The sequence below is a fragment of the Streptomyces sp. NPDC050625 genome (assembly GCF_040654755.1).
GTDB lineage: Bacteria > Actinomycetota > Actinomycetes > Streptomycetales > Streptomycetaceae > Streptomyces.
In genome coordinates this window covers 49303-69265 of record NZ_JBFAIQ010000021.1, presented here as the reverse complement: position 1 = coordinate 69265, position 19963 = coordinate 49303, and the positions used below count along the sequence as shown (strand labels likewise).

General features: G+C 70.5%; 19 protein-coding genes. 15 read left to right on the top strand and 4 right to left on the bottom strand.

The genetic code is table 11. From position 1 onward, the window contains the following. Window positions 1-6: 6 nt before the first annotated feature. From AB0I54_RS34055 to AB0I54_RS34025, 7 genes are read left to right on the top strand one after another with little or no spacing between them, the layout of a single operon-like run. Window positions 7-507, top strand: coding sequence for a nuclear transport factor 2 family protein (locus tag AB0I54_RS34055; RefSeq protein WP_363300106.1), 501 nt, complete (start codon window positions 7-9; stop codon window positions 505-507). After that, the gene (locus AB0I54_RS34050; RefSeq protein WP_363300105.1) at window positions 504-1622 is read left to right on the top strand and encodes a CoA transferase; all 1119 of its coding nucleotides are present in this window, start codon (window positions 504-506) and stop codon (window positions 1620-1622) included. The genes AB0I54_RS34055 and AB0I54_RS34050 overlap by 4 nt, the downstream gene beginning before the upstream one ends. Before the next feature lie 44 nt (window positions 1623-1666). After that, window positions 1667-2524, top strand: coding sequence for an enoyl-CoA hydratase-related protein (locus AB0I54_RS34045; RefSeq protein ID WP_363300104.1), 858 nt, complete (start codon window positions 1667-1669; stop codon window positions 2522-2524). Further along, complete coding sequence (locus AB0I54_RS34040; RefSeq protein ID WP_363300103.1) at window positions 2521-3057, top strand: VOC family protein; 537 nt, start codon at window positions 2521-2523, stop codon at window positions 3055-3057. The genes AB0I54_RS34045 and AB0I54_RS34040 overlap by 4 nt, the downstream gene beginning before the upstream one ends. Next, window positions 3054-4874 carry an NAD(P)/FAD-dependent oxidoreductase gene (locus AB0I54_RS34035; RefSeq protein ID WP_363300102.1) on the top strand — a complete coding sequence of 607 codons (1821 nt, stop codon included), beginning with the start codon at window positions 3054-3056 and terminating at the stop codon, window positions 4872-4874. Before AB0I54_RS34040 ends, AB0I54_RS34035 begins: the two co-directional genes overlap by 4 nt. Window positions 4875-4887: 13 nt before the next feature. After that, window positions 4888-5631 (top strand): SDR family oxidoreductase, encoded by a 744-nt coding sequence (locus tag AB0I54_RS34030; protein ID WP_363300194.1) that lies wholly within the window; start codon window positions 4888-4890, stop codon window positions 5629-5631. Then, complete coding sequence (locus AB0I54_RS34025) at window positions 5631-6803, top strand: epoxide hydrolase (protein ID WP_363300101.1); 1173 nt, start codon at window positions 5631-5633, stop codon at window positions 6801-6803. The genes AB0I54_RS34030 and AB0I54_RS34025 overlap by 1 nt, the downstream gene beginning before the upstream one ends. 12 nt (window positions 6804-6815) lie before the next feature. On the opposite strand, the gene AB0I54_RS34020 is transcribed toward AB0I54_RS34025, so the two are convergent. Then, window positions 6816-8033, bottom strand: coding sequence for a cytochrome P450 (locus AB0I54_RS34020; RefSeq protein WP_363300100.1), 1218 nt, complete (start codon window positions 8031-8033; stop codon window positions 6816-6818). 75 nt (window positions 8034-8108) lie between these two features. Between AB0I54_RS34020 and AB0I54_RS34015 the strand changes: the two genes are divergently transcribed. From AB0I54_RS34015 to AB0I54_RS34005, 3 genes are read left to right on the top strand one after another with little or no spacing between them, the layout of a single operon-like run. Beyond that, window positions 8109-9236, top strand: coding sequence for an NAD-dependent epimerase/dehydratase family protein (locus AB0I54_RS34015; protein WP_363300099.1), 1128 nt, complete (start codon window positions 8109-8111; stop codon window positions 9234-9236). 2 nt (window positions 9237-9238) lie between these two features. Next, window positions 9239-9736, top strand: a complete 498-nt coding sequence (locus AB0I54_RS34010) for a MaoC family dehydratase N-terminal domain-containing protein (protein WP_363300098.1) — start codon at window positions 9239-9241, stop codon at window positions 9734-9736. 11 nt (window positions 9737-9747) lie between these two features. Further along, window positions 9748-10155, top strand: coding sequence for a MaoC/PaaZ C-terminal domain-containing protein (locus tag AB0I54_RS34005; protein WP_363300097.1), 408 nt, complete (start codon window positions 9748-9750; stop codon window positions 10153-10155). On the opposite strand, the gene AB0I54_RS34000 is transcribed toward AB0I54_RS34005, so the two are convergent. Further along, complete coding sequence (locus tag AB0I54_RS34000) at window positions 10146-12350, bottom strand: CoA transferase (protein WP_363300096.1); 2205 nt, start codon at window positions 12348-12350, stop codon at window positions 10146-10148. The two genes, AB0I54_RS34005 and AB0I54_RS34000, sit on opposite strands and share 10 nt — an antisense overlap. 120 nt (window positions 12351-12470) lie before the next feature. Between AB0I54_RS34000 and AB0I54_RS33995 the strand changes: the two genes are divergently transcribed. Both AB0I54_RS33995 and AB0I54_RS33990 read left to right on the top strand, forming a co-directional pair. Next, window positions 12471-13886, top strand: coding sequence for an aldehyde dehydrogenase family protein (locus tag AB0I54_RS33995; RefSeq protein WP_363300095.1), 1416 nt, complete (start codon window positions 12471-12473; stop codon window positions 13884-13886). Next, a complete protein-coding gene (locus AB0I54_RS33990; protein WP_363300094.1) occupies window positions 13883-15121 on the top strand; it encodes an MFS transporter in 1239 nt (412 codons plus the stop codon). The genes AB0I54_RS33995 and AB0I54_RS33990 overlap by 4 nt, the downstream gene beginning before the upstream one ends. Here AB0I54_RS33990 and AB0I54_RS33985 read toward each other — a convergent pair. Next, window positions 15096-15635, bottom strand: a complete 540-nt coding sequence (locus AB0I54_RS33985; RefSeq protein ID WP_363300093.1) for a nuclear transport factor 2 family protein — start codon at window positions 15633-15635, stop codon at window positions 15096-15098. The two genes, AB0I54_RS33990 and AB0I54_RS33985, sit on opposite strands and share 26 nt — an antisense overlap. 38 nt (window positions 15636-15673) lie before the next feature. Between AB0I54_RS33985 and AB0I54_RS33980 the strand changes: the two genes are divergently transcribed. The 3 genes from AB0I54_RS33980 to AB0I54_RS33970 all read left to right on the top strand — a co-directional run bounded on the left by AB0I54_RS33980 (window position 15674) and on the right by AB0I54_RS33970 (window position 18271). Next, window positions 15674-16726: an aldo/keto reductase gene (locus tag AB0I54_RS33980; protein ID WP_363300092.1), complete on the top strand. Its 1053-nt coding sequence runs from the start codon at window positions 15674-15676 to the stop codon at window positions 16724-16726. A gap of 103 nt (window positions 16727-16829) precedes the next feature. Then, window positions 16830-18035 carry a cytochrome P450 gene (locus tag AB0I54_RS33975; RefSeq protein ID WP_363300091.1) on the top strand — a complete coding sequence of 402 codons (1206 nt, stop codon included), beginning with the start codon at window positions 16830-16832 and terminating at the stop codon, window positions 18033-18035. Window positions 18036-18046: 11 nt separating this feature from the next. Continuing rightward, window positions 18047-18271 (top strand): ferredoxin, encoded by a 225-nt coding sequence (locus AB0I54_RS33970; protein WP_363300090.1) that lies wholly within the window; start codon window positions 18047-18049, stop codon window positions 18269-18271. A gap of 52 nt (window positions 18272-18323) precedes the next feature. On the opposite strand, the gene AB0I54_RS33965 is transcribed toward AB0I54_RS33970, so the two are convergent. Next, complete coding sequence (locus AB0I54_RS33965) at window positions 18324-19946, bottom strand: GMC family oxidoreductase N-terminal domain-containing protein (protein ID WP_363300089.1); 1623 nt, start codon at window positions 19944-19946, stop codon at window positions 18324-18326. Window positions 19947-19963 lie beyond the last annotated feature (17 nt).

Below are 19963 nucleotides of genomic sequence, written 5' to 3'. Positions count from 1 at the left end.
TTCCCGGTGGAGGACAGGCTGGCGGTTCTCGAGGCACGGCTGCGCGAACTCGAGGACGACCGGGAGATCCGTGAGCTCCTCGCCCGCTACGGCTACTACGCCGACGCGCCCCTCGACGAGGAGTACTTCGGTCTGTTCACGGAGGACTGCGTCATGGACGTCTCCGCCGGCCGCGGCGAGGACCCATACGAGATCGTCCGCTGGGAGGGCCTGGCCCAGATGCGCCGGTTCCTGAGCGAGCGCACCGCGCAGCACGACAACGGCTTTTACGGCCGCAGCTTCCATGTCCAGGGCAACAACCTGGCGGTGAAGGTGACCGGGGACGACGCGGTGGCCAACGGCTACTCGTTCATCTTCCACCAGGACGGCCCGACCCTGAAGTTGCTCAGCGCCTCCCTCAACGAGTGGGCCTTCCGTCGTGAGCAGGGGCGTTGGAAGATCCAGATGCGCAAGCGCCGGATGGCCGGCGCCCCCGACGCCAAAGAAGTCCTGCGGGCGACGGAATGACCGGGGGCGCGCTCGCCGGCGTCCGCGTGGTGGACCTCTCGCGCGTGCTGGCGGGCCCCTACTGCGCCCAGTCGCTAGGCGACCACGGCGCGGACGTGGTCAAGGTCGAGCCGGTCACCGGAGACCTCACCCGCTCCTGGGGCCCTTCCCGGCCGGACGGCGTCAGCGCCTACTACGCCGGGTTGAACCGCAACAAGCGTCACCTCGCGGCGGACCTCGCCACCTCCGAGGGACGGCAACTGGTGCTCGATCTCCTGGCCGACGCCGACGTGCTCGTCGAGAACTTCAAGCCGGGGGCGATGACCCGCTGGGGCTTGGCGCCGGACATGCTGGCGGAGCGATTTCCACGCCTGGTGCACTGCCGGATCTCGGCGTTCGATCCTGACGGGCCGATGGCCGGGCTGCCCGGCTACGACGCCGTCATCCAGGCCTACACCGGGATCATGGACCTCAACGGTGAGCCCGGAGGGCCGCCGCTTCGGGTCCCGATGCCGGTGGTGGACCTGACCACCGGGCTGCTGGCCCTCTCCGGCATCCTGCTGGCACTGCACGAGCGGGCGGAATCCGGCAGGGGCCAGCGGGTCGACATAAGCCTCGTCGACGGGGCGATGAGCCTGCTGCACCCGGCGGCGGCCAACTACTTCATGACCGGCGCCCCACCGCGACGGCTGGGCAGCGCGCACCCGAACATCGCCCCCTGCGAGACGTTTCCCTCGCCGGCCGGCGAGGTCTACGTGGCCGCGGGCAGCGACCGGCAGTTCGCCGCGTTGGTCGGCTTCCTGGGCGCACCAGAGCTCGCCGACGACCCGCGGTTCCGCCGCAATGCCGACCGCCTGGCCCACCGGCACGAGCTCAACGCCGTCCTGGCCCGGCTGATCGCCGCGCTCGACCCGGATGTCGACCTGGCCCGGACGCTGATCGCCGAGGGCGTGCCCGCGACACTCGTGCGGCCCTTGCCGCACGTGCTCGACGCCGAGGACGTCGCTGCCCGCGGCATGGTCACCGAGCTCGACGGCCTGCGGATGCTGGGTGTTCCGGTCCGCTTGAGCCGGACCCCCGGTTCGATCCGCACACCGCCCCGACCGCTGGGCGCCGACCAGGTCGCCGGGGGCTGACCCTCCGCCCGCCCCGGGACCCCGACGAAGAGAGCAGAGTCAGAGTGGACTACGAGAACATCCTGTACGACGTCGCCGACCGGATCGCGACGATCACCCTCAACCGCCCCGAGAAGCGCAACGCCCTGAGCCCGGCGCTGCGACGAGAGGTGATCCACGCCCTGAAGGCGGCCGAGGCCGACGACGACGTCACTGTGATCCTCGTCCAGGGAGCCGGCAAGGCCTTCTGCGCCGGGTACGACATGAACAGCTACGCGGGCGGTGAGGAGCGTCCCGAGCGCCCCGACGGCTGGAACGCCTCTGAGCTGTTCGAGTCCTGGACCGGCCAGTTCCCCCGCAGCTGCCTGCGGGACTGGCTGACCATCTGGGACCTGCTCAAGCCAGTGGTGGCCAAGGTGCACGGCTACGCGCTGGCGGGCGGCTCGGAGCTGATGTCGATGTGCGACATCGTGTTCGCCGCCGAGGACTGCGTGATGGGCTATCCGCCCACCCGCGCCCAGTCCACCCCGGACATCGAGTACTTCCCCTGGAAGATGTCGATGGCCCAGGCCAAGTACCTGCAGCTGACCGGCAATTCGGTCACCGGGAAGCGGGCCGAGGAAATGGGCTGGATCGCCAAGAGCTTTCCGGCCGAGGAGCTGGACGAGCAGGTGATGCGTGAGCTGCGGCCGATGGCGCAACTGCACCCGGCGATGCTCGCCGCCAACAAGCTCAGCCTCAACCAGAGCTACGAGGCGATGGGGTTCCGAGCCGCGCTGCAGAGTGTCGTGCCCTGGTACGCCATCGCGCGCTCGTTCCGGCCGGGAGCGGGCGAGTTCCAGACCAAGGCCGCGCGCGACGGGCTGAAGGCCGCCCTCGAATGGCGCGACGGTCCCTTCAAGGACGAGGGGTTCGTGCTGTGAGCGCAGCGACCGAGGAGACCCGCGTCGGGGTCCGGAGCCTCAACCACGTTGCCATCGGTGTCCGCGATCTGGAGGCGTCGCTGCGCTTCTACGTCGAGGGCCTCGGCATGCGCAAGACACTGGAGAAGCCGACCAGCGACCTGACGCCGGCGCTGATGCGACTGCCCGAGGGCACGACCGGCACCACGGTGTTCGTGCAGGGTGACTCCCGGGTGGGCCAGCTCGAGCTGGTGAAGTGGGACCTGCCCCAGAACGACGAGGGGCGCCCCAAGCGCCCCGGCGATTTCGGGATGGGCCAGCTGTCCTTCCCGGTCGACGCCGAGCACATCGGCGTCATCCACGCCCGGCTGGTCCGGATGGGCTACGAGGTCTATTCCGACCCCACCACGACCATCGTCAAGAACTACGGCCCGGTGACGCTCTTCCTCTGCGAGGACCCCGACGGCACTCAGGTGGAGCTCATCGCGCTGCCGTCGCCCGATGAGGTCCGGAGGTTCCGCGCCCGGCTGAACCAGGAGGACGAGGGACGATGACCCAGCTCGAGACCGGTCCGGTCATCACCGAGGAGGCGGTGGACCACCGCGCCGTGGCCGAGCGGTGGCTGACCGCTCTGGACCGCGCCTTGACCGAGCGCGATCTCCCCGGTGTCCATGGACTGCTGTCGGCCGACCCGTGGTGGCGCGACATCTACGCGCTCACCTGGGACCTGGTCGGCATGCACGGCGCCGACGACATCGTCGAGCAGCTCGCCACCGCCCTGGACGAGACCGGCTTCGGCGACCTGAGACTGGACGAAACGTGGCCGGTCGCCTTCAACGGCCGCTACATCGAGGCGATCTACCACTTCACCACTCGTGTGTCGGTCGGCCGCGGCGTGATCCGCCTGGTCCGTGAGGCGGACGGCGAGTGGCGCTCGTGGGTTGTCTCGACCAGCCTGGAGGGGCTGCGCGACTTCCCCGAGCCGGCGGTCTCCGTCGACGACGCCGCCAGCGAGGCCAACAACTCGCCGTCCACTCCCGGCGCCCGACGGTCGCTGACCGACCTCCGGGCCGAACGACGGCAGTACCGAGACGCCGACCCGAGCGTCCTGATCGTAGGAGCCGGCCACTCCGGACTGTTCCTGGCCGCGCGGCTGGGCCGGCTCGGGGTCCCGACACTCCTGGTCGACCGCTATGCGCGCGCCGGTGACAACTGGCGGCTGCGCTACAACGGCCTGCAGCTGCACGACTTCAAATGGTCCACCGAGTTCCCGTACCTGCCCTACCCGAAGACGTGGCCGCTGTTCACGCCCAAGGAGATGCTCGCCGACTGGATGGAGGCATACGTCAACCTCCTCGACCTGGACCTGTGGACCAGCACCACCGTCCACTCCGCGAGCTACGACGAGGCCGAGGCCCGCTGGACCGTCGAGCTCGACCACGACGGCGAGCGTCGCACGCTGCGCCCCCAGCACCTCGTGTTCGCCACCGGCAAGGACGGCATCCCCCATCGCCCCGAGGTCGACGGCGAGGAGCTGTTCGAGGGGACGATCGCCCACTCCAGCGAGCACCCCGGCGGGGAATCGGTGCGCGGGAAGCGCGTGGTCGTCGTCGGGGCCGGGGCGAGCGCGCACGACATCGCCCAGGACGCCTACGAGAACGAGGCCGCCTCCATCACGATGGTGCAGCGCAGCCCGGTGCTGGTGTTCTCTCAGCGCAACGGGCTGAAGCTGCTGTTCGGCGCTCTCTACAACGAGAACGGCCCGGAGATCTCCACCGCCGACCTGCTCTCGGCGGCCAGCCCGCTTGCCCTCGGCCTGCAGCTCGCGCCGACGGTCACCCGTCGGATCGCCGAGCTCGACGCCGATCTGATCGCCGGGTTGGAGAAGGCCGGCTTCCGCACCACCCTCGGGCCGGGCGACGCCGGGCAGGCGCATCTGACCACCCGTGGCGGCGGCGCCGTCTACATCGACAAGGGCAACTGCCGCCTCATCATCGACGGCGACATCCGGATCCAGCCGGGCGAGATCGAACGGTTCACCCCGCACGGTGTGATCTACCGCGACGGCACCGAGGAAGCCGCCGACGTGGTCGTGTTCTGCACCGGCTACAGCAACATGCGCGAGGTCGTCCGACCTGTCGTCGGCGACGAGGTGACCGATCAGCTGGCGACGGTGTGGAACGTCGACGACCGCGGCGAGCTGCGGACGACGCTCCGCCACTCCGGCCACCAGAAGCTGTGGTTCATGGCCACCGGTCTGCGGCTGGCCCGGTTCTACTCGCAGCACGTCGCCCTGCTGATCAAGGCGATGAACGAAGGGATCCTCGACCCACAGATCAACGTCGACAAGAAGCAGGAGCTGGCGGGTTGAGGCCGTCGTGGTGATGGGCAGCCTGAGCGGCAGCGTCGCCGTCGTCAGCGGGGCCTCGACCGGAATCGGGGCGGCCATCGCGCTCCGGTTGGCCACGGCCGGGGCACGGGTCGCCCTGGTCGCGCGGCGACCTGACGCCTTGGCCGAGGTGGCGGCCCTGATCCCGGACGGCGCCGTCTGCGTCCCGGCCGACCTCACCGTGACCGGGGCGGCCGATGACGTGGTCCGGCGGGTCATCGACGAGTGCGGCCGCCTCGACGTCCTGGTCAACAACGCCGGCGAGGCCCGGGTCGGGCCGATCGTCGGGGCCGACCGGGGGGACTGGGCCCGGATGGTCGACCTCAACCTCGAAGCGACGATGGCCCTGTCCTGGGCCGCACTGCCGCACCTGCTGGACGCCGCGCGCGGGCCGCGAGGCGTGGCCGACCTCGTGTCGGTCGCCTCGATCGCCGGGCGGCGGGTGCAGGCCGGGGCGGGGGTGTACGCCGCGACCAAGGCGGCGGTCCTGGCGTTCAGCGAGTCGCTGCGACAGGAGGTCACCGCCCGTCATGTGCGGGTCGGCACGATCCTGCCCGGTGCGGTGCGCACCGAGGCGGCGGTGCTCGCCTCGCGCCGGGCCGGGCGGGACACCCGCGAGGCGCCGGCGCCCTACCTCGACGTCGACGACATCGCGGGCGCCGTCGAATTCGTCGTCACCCGGCCGCCCCGGATGGCGGTCAACGAAGTGATCGTCCGACCGACCGAGCAGGTGAGCTGATGGAGATCAGACCGTTCACGCCGGAGTTCGACGCCGAGGCGGTCGCGGATCTGCGGCGCCGCGTGGCCGGTGCGCGCTGGCCCGAGCCGCAGACCGTGGCCGGCTGGGAGCAGGGCGTCCCGGAGGACTACCTGCGCGACCTCGTCGGCTACTGGGCCGACGGGTACGACTGGACCGCCGCCAACTCGCGGCTGCAGCGGCTGCCCCAGTACAAGACGTCGATCGACGGGCTCGACATCCACTTCGCCCACCTGCCCTCGCCGGTCCCCACGGCCCGTCCGCTGATCCTCACCCACGGCTGGCCCGGCTCCTACCTGGAGTTCCTGGAGGTGGCCGAGCCACTGGCGGACCCGGAGCGGTTCGGCGGCGACCCGGCCGACGCGTTCCACGTCGTCGTCCCGTCGCTGCCGGGGTTCGGTTTCAGCGGGAAGCCGTCCGGGCCGGGCTGGGGTGCCCAGCGGATCGCCACGGCCTGGGTCGAGCTGATGCGCCGGCTGGGTTACGAGCGGTTCTACGCCCAGGGCGGTGACATGGGGTTCGTCGTCTCGCTGGCGCTGGCGAAGCAGCACCCGGAGCAGGTCCGGGCGATCCACCTGAATTTCTGGGTCTCCGGGGCCGACCCGACGGCCGAGCTGGCCGGGTTCGGCGAGCTGACCGAGGAAGAGCACGGCTACGTGGCCAAGGCCCACAAGCTGTGGTCGCAGGAGGTGGCCTACTCGATATTGCAGTCGAGCAAGCCGCAGACCATCGGCTACGCCTTGGCCGACACCCCGATCGGGCAGGCGGCGTGGATCGTCGAGAAGTTCCACGGCTGGACCGACAACTCCGGGCTCCCGGAAGACGCCGTCGCCCGCGACCGGATCCTGGACAACATCGGGCTCTACTGGTTCGGCAATCTCGGGGCCTCTTCCGCCCGTCTGTACTGGGAGAGCACCAACGCCGCGGTGGCGGACCACTCGGCCGTCACGGTCCCGGCCGGTTACTCGGTCTTCCCGGCCGAGATCCTGGGCGCCTCCGAGCGCTGGGCCCGGCTTCGGTTCCCCGAGCTGCGGTACTACGCGAAGGCCGACCGCGGCGGGCACTTCGCCGCGCTGGAGGAGCCGGACATCTTTCTCGACGAGGTCCGGGCGTCGTTCCGTGCCGTCGAGGCGGCCGGCCCCACCGGGCTGTGAGGCCGGCCGTTCTCATCGGGCTGCGACGCCGACCTTCCGGCCCGGGGTGAACCGCACCGGCAGTGAGGCCGGCCCGACCACGGTCGGTGCGTGTTCCAGCGGGTGCCACACGGCCGGGCCGGTCGGCTCGAGGTCCGGCAACCGAGTCACCAGGCCGGTGAACATGGTGACGAGCTCCAGCCGGGCCAGGTGCGAGCCGAGGCAGAAGTGCCGTCCGGCGCCGAAGGTCAGGTGCGGGTTGTGACGGCGGGTCACGTCGAACGTCTCAGGGTTCTCGAACACCCGTGGGTCCCGGTTGCCGGCTCCGTAGTAGCCCGCCGCCTTCGCGCCCTTGGGCATCTCCTGACCGCCCAGCACGGTGTCCTTGGTGGCGGTGCGGCGTTGGTAGACGATCGGCGGGTTCCAGCGCAGCATCTCCTCGACCGCGCCAGGTACCAGCGACGGGTCGTCGATGAGCTTTTGGTGCTGGGCGGTGTGCGCGAACAGCGCCATCATCCCGGTCGACACGACGTTGCGGGACGTGTCGCTTCCCGCGGTGATCAGATGGAAGAAGTCGAGGGTGAACTGCTCCTCGTCCATGGGCTTCCCGTCGACCTCACCGTGGGCCAGGCGGCCGAGGACGTCCGGGGTGTGGTTCCTGGAGCGGTCCGCCCAGAGTTCGGCGCCGAACCGGGCCACGGTCTGCGCCGCCTCCAGCCCGGGGCTCTCGTGGACGCTGAAGCCGCGGACCAGGATCTCGGCCGCGAAGAACAGCTCCAGGGCGTCCTTGCGAGGGATTCCGAGCAGGTCGGCGATCACGAAGCTGGCCAAGCGGCCGGAGATGTCCGGTACGAGGTCGCACTCGCCCCGCTCGATCACCTCGTCGAGGACGTCGGTCACCACGTCCTCCACGTGTGCGGCCTGTGACTTCACCGCGATCGGGGTGAGCTCCTGGCCGACGAATCTCCGCCGTACCGTGTGGGCCGGCGGGTCGGAGTTGATCAGCAGCCGGTAACCGTCACGGCCGACCGGTTCGTAGTCCTCGATCAGTGTGGACCCGGCCGAGGACCAGGTCTCGGAGTCCGTCTCCAGCGCCTTGATGTCCGCGTACCGGGTGAGCGCCCAGTACCCCGGGCCCTCACCGCGCTCCCGGTGCCAGTGCACCGGGTCGTTCTCCCGCAGCCACGCGAACTGCTCGTAGGGCGAGCCGTCGGCCCGCCACAGTCCCGGTTCCTGGAGGTCGATCCGCATCGGCTGGTCCTCTCCGTCGAAGGCCTGCGCCACAATACAGTTCAAGTTATGTCTTAGTTAAGTTATGCTGCAAGAATGGAAGCGAAAACCGCGCTGCTGGTCGGCGGCAGCGGCCCCACCGGCCCGCACGTCGCCGCCGGGCTGGCCGAGCGCGGGTACGCCGTCACCCTGCTGCACCGCGGCACCCACGAGGCGCCCGAACTGGACGGCTACGAGCACGTCCACGCCGACCCCCACTTCCGTGAGCCGCTGGACGAAGCGCTGGCGGGGCGGTCGTTCGACGTCGTTGTCGCGACCTACGGCCGGCTGCGCCTGGTGGCCGACGCCCTGGCCGGGCGCTGCGGGGACCTGGTCGCCGTCAGCGGCCTGCCCGTCTACGCCGGGTACCACGAGCCGGGGCGGCTCCAGCCGCACGGGATGCCGGTGCTCGCCCGGGAAGAAACGGCCGACGTCGGACGGGCCGAGCCGGTGGAGGAGACCACCGGCGAAGGGTTCGCCCGCAAGGTGAGGGCCACCGAGCAGCACGTCATGGCGTTGCACGCCGAAGGCGCCTTCCGCGCCTCGCTGTTCCGCTATCCCACGATCTACGGCCCGCGGCAGGTCTACCCACGAGAGTGGTCGGTGGTGCGCCGGGTGCGCGACGGCCGGGACCGGATCATCGTCCCCGACGCCGGGCTGACCATCACCACGCGCTGTGCGGCGGTCAACGCGGCGGCCCACCTGCTGGCCGCGGTCGACCGGCCCGAGGCCGCGGCGGGGGAGATCTTCAACGTCGGCGACCGGGACCAGTTCACCGTGCGGCAGTGGGTCGAGATCTGCGCGGCGGCGGCGGGCGGCTCGCTGCAGCCCGTGTCGATGCCGTTCGAGCTGGCCGGCCCGGGGCGGGGGCTGTTCCCGATCTCCCACGACGCCCACCTCTTGGTGAACAGCCACAAGGCAGCCGACCTGCTCGGTTACGTCGAGCCGGTGCCGGCGGCCCGGGCGCTGGCCGAGACCGTGCGCTGGTACCTCGACAATCCGCCGGACGAGGGCGCCGCCGGGAATCTGGTCGACCCGTTCGACTACGCGGAAGAGGACCGTGTGGTCGAGGCCTACCGGCGGGCCACCGCGGGACTGCTGGCCGAGCAGCCGCCGACCGTCGTCGCCGCCCACCCGTACGCCCATCCCAAGGTCGCCGGACGTAGCGATCACCGGGACCGGTAGTCATGAGCCTGGTCAGCTCGGAGATGGCGGCCGCCGTCGGGTCCGTCATCGACTGGAAGGTCTCCTACCCGGTCGCAGCCTCGGACATCCGCCGCTGGGCGATCGCGGTGCACTACCCCGACCCGCCACCGCGCCGGTTCTGCGACGAGACGACGCCGGGCGGCATCGTCGCACCCGAGGAGTTCAATCCGTTCGCGTGGACGGTGGCGTCGCAACGGGAGCCGCTTGTCGTGCCGGAGTTGAGGGACACCGACCGGATGGAGAAGGCGATCGGTATCGCCGGTCCCGGTCTGCACAACCAGGTGAACGGCGGCACCGAGGTGAGCTACGGGGTCCCGATCCGGCCGGGAGACGTGATCCGCTCCGAGACCCGGCTGGTCTCGTACGCCGAGAAGACCGGCCGGATGGGCCCGATGCTCGTCTCGGTCACCGAGTCGGTGTGGACCAACCAGGACGGCGAGCGCGTGCAGGTCGAGCACCAGACCGCCATTCGCTACTGAGGGAGACGGCGATGTTCAGCGTGGGCCAGGAGGTGGCCGCCGGGCCGCGGAGCAGCGGCTTCCCGGAGTGGAACCGGTTCGCCGCCGTCAACGACGAGTTCGTCCCGATCCACATGGACGACGATGCCGGTCGCGCGGCGGGCTACCCGGGCGCGATCATCATGGGCCGGTTGCAGTGGTCCTATGTGCACCGGCTGCTGCGCGAGTGGCTGCCGCCGGAGGGCAGGATCGAGGCGGTGGCGCTGCGGTTCCGGGCGCCGACGCTCCGCAACGCCGTGTTCGACGTGAAGGCGCGGGTGCTCGCGGTGCGGCCCGGGACCGAGCGGGTGTTCGCCGATCTCGAGGTGTGGGTGGAGGACGGCGACGGCGTCGTCTCGGCGCCGGGCACCGCCACCGTCTCCGTGCCCGCTCAGCGGTAGCCGACGCCCACGACAGAGTGCATCGGCTCGCCTACGACGACCGCTCCGGCGTCGATCAGGTGATCGATCTCCTGCGGTTCCAGCCCGGCCTCGGCCAGCAGTTCGCGGGAGTACTCGCCGTGCCCGGTCGCGCGCATGACTTCGTACGGTGCGTGGGCGCTGAACGTGGCGAGACGGTGGGGCAGGAACGTCGAGTTGCCGTCGGGCCAGACGAGTTCGGCGACATGGCCGTCGCCGAGGAGTTGCGGGTCGCTCACGACCTCACGGAAGTCGCGGGCGCGGGTGGCGGCGCCGCCGGCCTCGGTGACGAGCTTGACCACTTCGTCCGAGGTGAGAGTGGCGAGCCTCGGGATGAGCTCATCGCTGATGCGGTGGACACGGACCCAGCCGTCGGCGCAGGCGTAGAAGCGGGAGGCCGGGCTCGGGCCGGGGAAGTCGCGGCCGCCGGTCTCGGCCGGGGGGCGGCCGGCGTAGCGGACGAGCTCGCCGCTCTGCATGAAGGTCGCGGCGGTGGCCAGCGACGTGCTGACGTGCTGCCCGCCCCGCCCGACGGACCTTTGGTAGAGCGCGGCGCAAGTACCCAGGGCGGCAAGGCAGGCGACGGTGACGTCGTTGATCGCCAGGGTCGAGAAGACCGGCTCGTCGGGGCCGCCCTGGGCCTTCATGATCCCGGCCAGGGCCTGGACCACCGGGTCGTAGCCGGGGTGGCCACCGAGTGGGCCGGTCGCGCCGTAGCCGGTGATGGACGTCGTCACGAGTTCCGGATTGACGCTTCGGAGGGTGGCGTCGTCGATCTTGAGACGGTCGAGGACGCCGGGGCGGTAGTTGTCCAGGACGACGTCGCTGCTCGCGACGACACGGAGGAAGGCGGCGTAGCCGTCGGGGTGGCGCAGGTCGATACCCAGACCGCGCTGCCCGCGGGCGATGCCGTAGCCGCGCAGCCGCAGCTCGTCGCCCTTGACCGTCTCCACCTTGAGCACATTGGCGCCGAGCGCGGCCAGCAGCATGCCCGCGTACGGGCCGGCCAGCACGGTGCCCAGGTCGGCGACGGTGATGCCGGCCAGCGGGCCGGTGCCTGCGGGGTATACCGGCTCGGGCTGTTCGCACCTGCGAGGTGCCCACACGGCGTCGTCGGCGAACTGCCGGGCGGTGTGACTGCGGAGGGCGCCGCGCGAGAGGTCGGCGCCGACGCCGGTGACCACGGCCGGGCCGACCAGGGGATCGTCGAGTTCCAGACGCTGGTTCAGCGCCGCGACCTGGGGATGGTCCAGCCAGTCGTCCCGGTCGCCGACCGGGCTGACCGGGCACCCGGCCTCGGCCAGTTCGGCCAGCCAGGTGGCGCGGTCCCGGGTGAGGAAGGCCTCGGTGAGGCGGGCGCGGACCCAGCCGCGGTTGTCGGGCGCGTAGAGGCGCTCGCGGACGTTCTCGATCCGGGGGTCGTGGACGATGTCGGTGGTGCCGAGACAGTCGAACAGCAGGTCCTGGAACTTCGAGCCGAGGGCGCCGACGAACAGCCAGTCGCCGTCGGAGCAGCGGTAGGTCCCGAAGGTGGGGTTGGGGCCACCGGGCCCGACAGTGGTGTCGGGCAGTGGCTCGTCCGGGCTGACCAGCATCGTCGTGATCACGGTGACCATCGAGCCGTGCAGCGGATCGACGACGACCCTTTGCCCGCGCCCTCGGCGCGCCCGCTCGACCAGCGCGGCTATGCCTGCCGTGGCGCCCCACACCCCTTGCATGTAGGCGAGGAACGGGTAGACCTCGTCGACCGGCCCGCCGCTGAACGACGTCTGCCGCCGGGCGGCCCCGAACTCGGCCGAGACCATGCGGTCGCGGGTGAACGGGTCGAGATCCAGTTCCTCGTGCCACAGCGGCAGATGAAGGTGGACGACGCCGGCGGGCGGTTCGGCATCGAGGGAGAGGCCCAGCGCGGCGGCGGTGGCGCCGTCGCAGGTGAGGACGAGGTCGGCGGCTGCGGCCAGGGCGGGCCCTCGCTCCGGGGGGACGACGGTCTTGTTCCGGTGCCATGCGACAGCCCCGGGCCGGGTGCGGTCCTCCGGGTCGTGCGGCGCGGCGAGACGGATCACCTCGGCCCCGAAGTCGCCGAGCACCATGCCTGCCAGCGGCCCGGTGATGCCGTGGGTGGCGTCGAGGACACGGACGCCGTCGAGGGCGGGCAGTTCCGGGCTGTTGGTCATGTCGCCAAACCTTCCTATAATGCTCTAGTTAAGGTTCTATCACACCGGCCGCCATATCAATGATGGTAAAGCCATGATTGAATTATGGTGAGGGCCGGACGGCCCAGCCTAGGAGGCAGGATGCCGCGCGAGCTGGACCACTGGATCGACGGCAAGAGCGTGCCGCGGGGGACGCAGGAGACGCTCGTCATCGAGGGGCCGTTCGAGCGCGCCGTGATCGCCCGCGTCGCGCTGGGAGGACCCGAGCACGTTGCCTCCGCCGTCGCCGCCGCCCGGGCGGCGGCCCGGGACTGGGCCGACCGCGCTCCCGTCGACCGCGGCCGCCTGCTCGCCGAGGTCGCCCGTCGGCTCCGTGAACGACAGGACGAGTTCGTCGCCACCGAGGTCGAGGAGACCGGCAAGCTCGTCGCCGAGATGCGCGGCGGGCTGAACGTCGCCGCCGACTACTTCGAGTACTACGGCGGCGTCGTACGCGCCCTGTTCGGCGAGACGATCAACCTCGGCGCCGGCGACCACGCCTTCACCAGCCGCGAGCCGTACGGCGTCGTCGGCATGATCACTCCCTGGAACGGACCACTCACCCAGGCCGCACGTGGGATGGCCGCCGCGCTCGCGGCCGGGAACACCGTCGTGGTCAAGCCCTCGGAGTTCACCTCCTCGACCACGCTGATGCTGGCGCGGCTGTGCGAGGAGGCCGGCATCCCCGCGGGCGTCGTCAACGTCGTCGTCGGCACCGGCCCCGACGTCGGCGCTGCCCTGGTCGACCACCCCGACGTCCGCCTGGTCGCCTTCACCGGCTCGGTCGCCACCGGGCGGCGGGTCGCCGAGGGGGCAGCGCGTCGGTTGGTTCCGGTCATCCTCGAACTCGGTGGGAAGTCGGCCAACGTCGTCTTCGCCGACGCCGACCTCGATCGCGCCGTGGCCGGTGCCCTCACCATCTGCGTCGGTGCCGGGCAGCAATGCGCGGCGCTCAGCCGCCTGCTCGTCCAGGACGAGATCCACGACGCCGTGCTGGAGCGTGTAGCCGAGCAGATGCGGGCCCGGACGCCGGGCGAGCACCTGGCTCCGATGACCACCGAAGGTCAGTTCGCGAAGGTCGTCGAGTACTTCGAGATCGCGGGGGACGAGGGCGCACGGCTGGTCACCGGCGGCCACGCCGTGACCGGCGAGCTTGCCGCCGGCCGCTACGTCGAGCCGACCGTCTACGCCGACGTCACCCCCCGGATGCGGATCTTCCGCGAAGAGGTGTTCGGTCCCGTGCTCGCCGTCACCCGCTTCACCACCGAGGACGACGCCGTGTCGCTCGCCAACGACTCCGAGTACGGCCTGGTGGCCGGCGTCTGGACCGCCGACTCGGCCCGGGCCCTGCGAGTGGCCTCCCGCATCGACGCCGGGCAGGTGATCGTCAACGGCGGCCGCACCGGCATCGAGACGCCCTTCGGTGGTTACAAGTCCAGTGGACTGGGCCGCGAGAAGGGCTTCGAGTCGCTGTTCCACTACACGCAGCTGAAGACCACCGTGGTCTCCACACGGTGACCGCGCGAAGGCGGACCTTCGCCTCGCTGGCCGAGCACAACTACCGGCTCTACGCCGCCGGGGCCCTGATCTCCAATGTCGGCACCTGGATGATGAACACGGCCATGGCCTGGCTGGTCCTGCTGCTCACCGGCGACGGGCTGGCCGTCGGGCTCACCGTCGCACTACAGCTTCTGCCGACGGTCCTGCTCTCCGCCCACGCCGGCGTACTGGCCGATCGCTTCGCCAAGGACGCCGTCCTGCGGGTCATGCAGGTGGTGATGGCCGTGCCCGCCGCGGTACTCGGGGTCCTGGCCGTGCTCGACGCCGTCGCCCCCTGGCAGGTCCACCTGCTCGCCTTCGCCTCGGGCGTCGGCCGAGCGCTGGAGGCCCCGGCCCGGCACACGATCGTCCCGGAGCTGGTCGGCCACGAGCGGCTCGGCAACGCCGTCGCGCTGAACTCGGCCTCGTTCAACGCCGGCCGGCTGCTCGGGCCGGCCGCGGCCGGGGCGCTGATCGCCGCCTGGGGCGCCGGGACGCGGGCGACCGGCTGGGTAATGCTCCTTGACGCGGCCAGCTTCGGCGCCTCCTGGCTCGCCCTTGCGAGACTCGACCGGGACCGCCTGCAGCGCACCGCACCGCTGGGCGACCACCGCGGCGCCGCCGCCGAAGGACTGCGCTACGTCCGTAGCCGTCCGGACCTGCAGGTCGTCCTGCTCTGCGTGTTCTTCGTCGGCGGCTTCGGGATGAACTTCCAGATCACCAGCGCGCTCATGGCCCAGGTCGAGTTCGGCCGAGGGTCGGAGGCGTTCGGCCTGCTCGGCTCATTGCTGGCGGCCGGCTCGCTGGCCGGGGCGCTGCTGGTCGCCGGACGGCGTGGCGACGCCCGCCTGCGTCACATCGTCCTGGCGGGGCTGGTGCTGGCCGTGCTCACCGTCGCCTCCGGACTGATGCCGACCTTCGCGACGTACGCGGCCGTCCTCCCGTTCACGGGTGCGGCCTTCCTCACCGCGGGGACCCTGGCCTCAGCCGCGGTCCAGCTCCGCAGCGCGCCTGCCCTGCGAGGCCGCGTGGCCGCGCTCTACCTCATGGTCTTCGTCGGCGGCGTCCCACTGGTCGCGCCGGTGGTCGGCTGGGTCGGCGACGCCTTCGGCCCCCGCACCGCGGTGGTGCTCTCCGGGCTGGTCGCCGGTGCCGGCGTCGTCGGGGCGGTGGTCCGTTACGCGATGGTCAGCGCGCGCGTCGCGCCTCGGTGAGCAGCGGACGGTCGTACGACGTGTCGGTGCGGTCCCGCGCGACGATGCCGTTCTCCTCCCGTTGCACCGGGGGCAGATCGGGCTCGGTCACGCCGCCGACCCATTCGACCATCGAGACGCGATGCGCGATCCGCCACTCGCCGTCGCGCTTCTCCAACTGATCGATGTACCGACCGCCGTGCAGCGTCACGGGTGTGCCGGTGCGGTTGCGTCCGACCATGACGAAGTAGGTCTCGGTGTGCGCGATGTCGCCGTCGAGGTCGCAGGTGTGGTTCGTGATGTAGTGCTGCTCGCCGTGGTGCGCCTTGCGGTGACCGGCGAACGCCCAGGTGATGAACTCCTCGACGGTCCCGCGGAACACCCCGTGGTCGTCGATCGCGCCGGGCCAGTAGGCCGAGCGAACCAGGTCCTCGTCGAGGCGGTCGACCCCGCGGGTGTAGCGCAGCAGTGCATCGTGGATGTCCTGCCGGTCGATCAGTTCCTGGAGGCGGCAGGGGTCCGGCGCTATTGTCATATCCCGAATTTTAATCGTGTTGCTGCTATGATGCAATCATGCTCAATTATCGGCTGATGGGCCGCAGTGGGCTGCGGGTCTCCGACGTCGCGCTCGGGACGATGCTGTTCGGTGCCACCAACGGCTGGGGCGTCAGCGCCGAAACGGCCAAGGAGCTCTACGACACCTTCCGCGCGGTGGGCGGCAACTATCTCGACACCGCCAACCAGTACGCCGGCGGCGAGAGCGAGCGGATCATCGGCGGGCTGGTCGCCGGGCATCGCGAGGAGGTGGTGATCGCCTCGAAGTACACGAACTCCGCGCCGCGCAACGGCGACGCCAACGCCGGCGGCAACCAGCGCAAGAACATGGTCCAGTCGGTCGAGGGTTCACTGCGCCGGTTGAACACCGACTACCTGGACCTCTACGTCGTCCATTCCTGGGACCTGCTCACTCCGGTCGACGAGGTGATGCGCGGCCTGGACGACCTGGTCCGCGCGGGCAAGGTGCTTCACGTCGGGGTCTCCAACACGCCCGCCTGGGTGGTCGCCCAGGCCAACACGATGGCCGAGCTGCGCGGCTGGTCCCGCTATGTAGGCCTGCAGATCGAGTACAGCCTGCTCGGCCGCAGCGCCGAGGCGGAGTTCTTCCCGATGGCCCAGGAGTTCGGCTTGTCCGTGCTGGCCTGGTCGCCGCTCAAGAACGGCCTGCTCACCGGCAAGTATGCCGCCGGTGGGGGCGTGGGCTCGCGCCTGTCCGCCGAGGTCTGGAGCTCGCCCGCCATGGCCTGGAGCGGTCAGCACGGCGCCGACGTCGAGACCGTGCTCGACGCGCTGGGCGCGCTGGCCGTCGAGCTCGACGTCACGCCGGCTCAGCTCGCCCTCGCCTGGTTGCGGCACCGACCGATCCACGTCGTGCCGATCCTCGGCGCGACCAGCGTCGCCCAACTGGCCGAGAATCTCCGCAGCGCCGAGCTCGAGCTCACCCCGGGGCAGGTCGCCCGCCTCGACGAGGCCAGTGCCGTACCGCTCGCCTACCCGCACCCGTACCTGGCCGGCTCGATGGCTCGGTCGTTCCGCTCCGGTGGCATGTTCGAGCGGATCTCTCGCTGATCCAGGCCGCGAACCGCCCGGCCCAATAAGGTAGCCAATAATGTTCATCGCGCCGTACTCTTATGTTAGAACCGCCTAGCCAGTGGATGGAGAAGGTTCGGACATGACAACGATGCAGGAGCGCGCCGAGGCCCACGGTCTCCCGATCCACAAGCTGGACCTGGAGGGGGACGAGCGGCTCGGCGTCGACCCGTTCGCGGTGTGGGACGAGATGACCGATGTCGGCGGGTTGTTCTACAGCCCGGTCAACCGTGGCTATCTGGTGGCGGCCGACTACGACACGGTCAGGCACGTCCTGCAGGACCCGCACACCTGGTCCAACCTGCCGAGCTCGATCGTGTACACCAAGCAGGAGGTCATCCTCGACGTCCCGCCGATCACGATGGACCCGCCGGTGCACACCAAGTACCGCAAGGCCCTGGCACCGTTGTTCGGCCCGAAGGCCGTGGCCCACCTGGAGCCGCGGATCGGCGAGATCTGCCACGAACTCATCGACCGAATCCTGGAGAAGGGCAGCTGCGACTTCGCCAAGGAGTTCGCGGCCAAGCTGCCGGCCTTGTTCTTCCTGGAATGGCTGGGGATCGGCACCGAAGACGTCGACCGGATGTTCCACCTGGCCGAGCGGGCCACCTTCGACTTCCCGACCCAGGAGGAGCGCAACGACATCGAGCGGCAGATCGACACGATCGTCCGCGGCGCGATGACCGACCGGCGCACCAACCCCAACCCGGGCGACCTGGCCACGGCATTCGTCAACATGGAGGTCGACGGCGAGCCGATTCCGGAGGACCTGCTGGTCGGCATGGCCAAGCTCGCCTTCATCGCCGGCCAGGAGACGACCTCGAGCCAGCTCGGGTTCATCATGTGGCACCTGGCCCGCAACAAGAGCGACCGTCAGTTCCTGATCGAGGACACCAGCCGCATCCCCGGCGCGATCGAGGAGCTGATGCGCTACTACAACACCGGCGGCTCGGCCGGACGCGTGGCCAAGCAGGACACCGAGCTCAACGGCTTCCCGGTGAAGGCCGGCGACCGGATCTTCATCGCTCGCTGTGGCGCCGACCGCCGACTCGCCCCCGAAGTGCAGCTGTCCCGCACCGGCGTCCCGCACTCGGCGTTCGGCCTCGGTGTTCACCGCTGCCTGGGCTCACACGTCGCCCGGCTGGAGATGCGCATCGGCCTCGAGGTCTGGCACGAGCGGATCGCCCAGTACCGGATCCCCGACGACTTCGTCGAGGAGTACCGCTACGGCAGCTTCATGCAGCAGCTCTACCACCTGCCGCTCGAGATCGAGCCGGCCGCCCGCTGAGAGGAACCACCATGTCCGAGAGCACCGAGCAGAAGACCGGGCTGCGCTTCAAGATCGACACCGATCTGTGTGTCGGCCACGGACGCTGCTACACCCTTGCTTCGCAGTGGTTCGACTGCGACGACGTCGGCTACGCCGAGGTCAAGGACGTCGCGATCGGCGACGACGAGCGCGCCCTCGCCGAGGACGTCGCCGCCGCCTGCCCGGAGGGCGCGATCAGTCTGCTCCAGCGCTGAGCCCGAACACGGGGAAGGCCCCGACGCCGCGGCGTCGGGGCCTTCCCCGTGTTCAGCTCCGCTCGGCCATGATGATGTCGGCCGCGATCCAGGCCAGCGCCATGGTCGGCGCGTTGTTGTTGCCCGAGGGCTGGTCGCGGAACACCGAGGCGTCGACCACCCGGAGGCCCTGGGTGCCGCGGACCCGCAGCGAGGTGTCGACGACGTCGTCCGCGTCCGGTCCCATGGCGCAGGTGCCCAGTCCGTGGGCGCCGGCGTTGCCCTTGTTGATCCCGTATTCGATGATCTCGTCGTCCTCGGTGATCTGCGGTCCGGGCTGCAGCTCCTCGACGACGAACTTGGTGAACGGCTCGGTGGCGACGATCTCCCGGGCTCGGCGCACCACCTTGACCAGCATCCGTCGGTCCTCCTCGGTGCTGAGGAAGTTCGGCTCCAGGCGCGGGGCGTCGTCGAGGCTCGGGCCGGTGATGTGCAGCGAGCCCTGGCTGGTCGGGTACATGGGCAGGGCGACGTACTTCGCGCCCGGGAACCTGTCGACCACCATCCGCCCGGTCATGGGATTCACCGCCGATGTCGAGATCGGTGTGAAGAAACACTGGGTGTCCGGGAACTCCGAGGCCGGGTCGGACTTGTAGATGCCGCTGACGGCGTACCCGCCGTGGGCGACCATCCCGCTGCGGCTGAACAGGTACTTGAACCCGGTCCACAGGTAGCGCGGGGCCGAGGCGGCGTCGGCGTTGTAGCCCTTCACCCCGGTCAGCCGGTATTGCAGCAGGACGCCCCGGTGCTCCTTGAAGTTCTCGCCGACCCTGGGGCTGGTCACCCGGACGGGGACGCCGGCCGCGGCCAGCACATCGGGGTTTCCGATCCCGGAGCGCTCCAGCAGCAGCGGGGAGTCGAACGCGCCGCCGCAGACCAGCACCTCGCGGGTGGCGGTGTAGGTGACCCGCCCGCCCGGCGCCCGGCACAGGACTCCGGTGACGCGCGTGCCGTCCAGGATCAGCCGCTCGGCCTCGGTGTGGGTGACGACGGTCAGGTTGCGACGCCGTCGGGCCGGGCGCAGGTAGGCGCGGGCGGCGCTCATCCGGGTGCCCTTGCGGGTGTTGGACGCGACGTAGGACGCGCGCTCACCGCCGCTGGCGTTCATGTCCTGCTCGAACGGGATGCCGTTTTTCGCGAACGAGGCGATCAGGGCGTCGCAGGCCTCCTCGGGCGGACCGGCGATCTCGATGTCGACCGCGCCGCTGCCGCCGCGCACCTCGTTGCCGCCCAGCTGGTGGCGCTCGATGCGCTTGAACGCGTCGAGGAAGCGGGCCCAGTTCCAGCCGGTGTTGCCGGCCTTCTCCCAGCCGTCGTAGTGGTTGGCCCAGCCGCGGTTCCAGACCATGCCGTTGATGGTCGTCGAGCCGCCGACCACCTTGCCGCGGGGGAGCTGCTCGACGTGGCCGTCCGGGAAAGCCACGGTGGCGAAGTTCTTGGCGTACTTGGGGTTGACCAGTGTGAAGTAGAACCCCTTGGGCACCAGGTGCATGGGGTGGCCGTCGTCGCCGCCGGCCTCGATCAACAGGACGCTCGTGTGCGGGTCGGCCGAGAGCCGGTTGGCCAACACACAACCGGCGGCACCGGCCCCGACGATGACGTAGTCGAAGGTCGTGTTCTTCGGGGTTCGGCCCATGTTCGTCGTTCCTTTCG

What these genes read in the sequence shown, in the direction of transcription:
- AB0I54_RS34050 (WP_363300105.1), top strand. Translation starts at nt 504, where the DNA reads ATGACCGGGGGCGCGCTCGCCGGCGTCCGCGTGGTGGACCTCTCGCGC.
- AB0I54_RS34035 (WP_363300102.1), top strand. Translation starts at nt 3,054, where the DNA reads ATGACCCAGCTCGAGACCGGTCCGGTCATCACCGAGGAGGCGGTGGAC.
- AB0I54_RS34030 (WP_363300194.1), top strand. Translation starts at nt 4,888, where the DNA reads ATGGGCAGCCTGAGCGGCAGCGTCGCCGTCGTCAGCGGGGCCTCGACC.
- AB0I54_RS34025 (WP_363300101.1), top strand. Translation starts at nt 5,631, where the DNA reads ATGGAGATCAGACCGTTCACGCCGGAGTTCGACGCCGAGGCGGTCGCG.
- AB0I54_RS34020 (WP_363300100.1), bottom strand. Translation starts at nt 8,033, where the DNA reads ATGCGGATCGACCTCCAGGAACCGGGACTGTGGCGGGCCGACGGCTCG.
- AB0I54_RS34015 (WP_363300099.1), top strand. Translation starts at nt 8,109, where the DNA reads ATGGAAGCGAAAACCGCGCTGCTGGTCGGCGGCAGCGGCCCCACCGGC.
- AB0I54_RS34010 (WP_363300098.1), top strand. Translation starts at nt 9,239, where the DNA reads ATGAGCCTGGTCAGCTCGGAGATGGCGGCCGCCGTCGGGTCCGTCATC.
- AB0I54_RS34005 (WP_363300097.1), top strand. Translation starts at nt 9,748, where the DNA reads ATGTTCAGCGTGGGCCAGGAGGTGGCCGCCGGGCCGCGGAGCAGCGGC.
- AB0I54_RS34000 (WP_363300096.1), bottom strand. Translation starts at nt 12,350, where the DNA reads ATGACCAACAGCCCGGAACTGCCCGCCCTCGACGGCGTCCGTGTCCTC.
- AB0I54_RS33995 (WP_363300095.1), top strand. Translation starts at nt 12,471, where the DNA reads ATGCCGCGCGAGCTGGACCACTGGATCGACGGCAAGAGCGTGCCGCGG.
- AB0I54_RS33985 (WP_363300093.1), bottom strand. Translation starts at nt 15,635, where the DNA reads ATGACAATAGCGCCGGACCCCTGCCGCCTCCAGGAACTGATCGACCGG.
- AB0I54_RS33980 (WP_363300092.1), top strand. Translation starts at nt 15,674, where the DNA reads ATGCTCAATTATCGGCTGATGGGCCGCAGTGGGCTGCGGGTCTCCGAC.
- AB0I54_RS33975 (WP_363300091.1), top strand. Translation starts at nt 16,830, where the DNA reads ATGACAACGATGCAGGAGCGCGCCGAGGCCCACGGTCTCCCGATCCAC.
- AB0I54_RS33970 (WP_363300090.1), top strand. Translation starts at nt 18,047, where the DNA reads ATGTCCGAGAGCACCGAGCAGAAGACCGGGCTGCGCTTCAAGATCGAC.
- AB0I54_RS33965 (WP_363300089.1), bottom strand. Translation starts at nt 19,946, where the DNA reads ATGGGCCGAACCCCGAAGAACACGACCTTCGACTACGTCATCGTCGGG.